Here is a 984-nt window from a genome sequence, read left to right as displayed (position 1 = left end):
ACGCTGCCACACTGGCCACAGCCCAGTCCACAGCCGATGCCACCATCGCAGCGATCGTCTCCAACAGCCCAGGCGCCCAAATCGTCCTGACTAACGGTACCGACATCGTCTCTGGCGAAACATTCACCGCACCACAAGTCTACACACCAGGCGGCAATGCCCGTATCAACAGCCTGCAAGATGAAGACCAACTGACAGGTACAGGCGTGATCAACGTCCTGACAGCCACACTGGGCAATGCCAACGACAATGGCGGCACACTCATCACCCCAAAACTGACCAACATCCAGACATTGAACGCCGCCTTCACAGGCTCGTCCTCCGCTGGCGCCAACCTGGCAGTCACCGGTCTCGATCTGCAAGATGCCACTGGCCTCAAAATCGTCAACATCTCCCGTATCGCCTCCGCAGCTGGTACCAACAATGCCCGTATCGAAAACATCAAGTCCGTTCTCGATATCATGTCCATCACCAGCTCCAATGCCAACCAGGCAGGCGTTGTTGAATTCTCCTTCGGTACAGGCGTACTGACAGGCGTCAACACTGCAGCCTTGAATTTGAATGATGTACAAGTTGGTGCAGTCAATATCGGTGGCAACACCTCTGGCTCCTCCGCCAACGGCGTAGGCGGCTCTGGTTATGAAAATCTGACCATCAACAGTAATGGCGCCCCTAACTTCATCGGCGCGCTGAACCTGCCAATGGACACCGGCACAGCGGGTAAAATCATTATCACTGGCACCGCCAACCTGAACCTCGGTTCCACCACCAACGTCACCAATGTCTTTGGCGGCAATGTCGAATCCGTCTTTTACCAAGATGGTATCCTGCAAGCCTCCGGTCGTCTGGCTACAGTGGACGCGTCTGCCTTCACAGGTAACCTGACCATCAACCTGGGCAACGGCATCTTCACAACAGGTGCAGCAGATACATCCGGTTCCGCACAAAACGTCTCCATCATCGGCGGCAAAGGTAACGACACCT

The 984-nt window shown here is 55.4% G+C and carries 1 protein-coding gene; it reads left to right on the top strand.

Annotated features, from left to right (window positions below; all coding sequences use genetic code 11):
• Window positions 1-984 (top strand): hypothetical protein (locus ACO0LH_RS28445; RefSeq protein WP_422944519.1); only part of this gene is annotated, 984 nt, incomplete at both ends.

Source organism: Undibacterium sp. TJN19 (assembly GCF_049339485.1).
Lineage (GTDB): Bacteria > Pseudomonadota > Gammaproteobacteria > Burkholderiales > Burkholderiaceae_D > Undibacterium.
The sequence above is the reverse complement of the archived record's forward strand: the minus strand, read 5'-3'. Positions and strand labels throughout refer to the sequence as shown.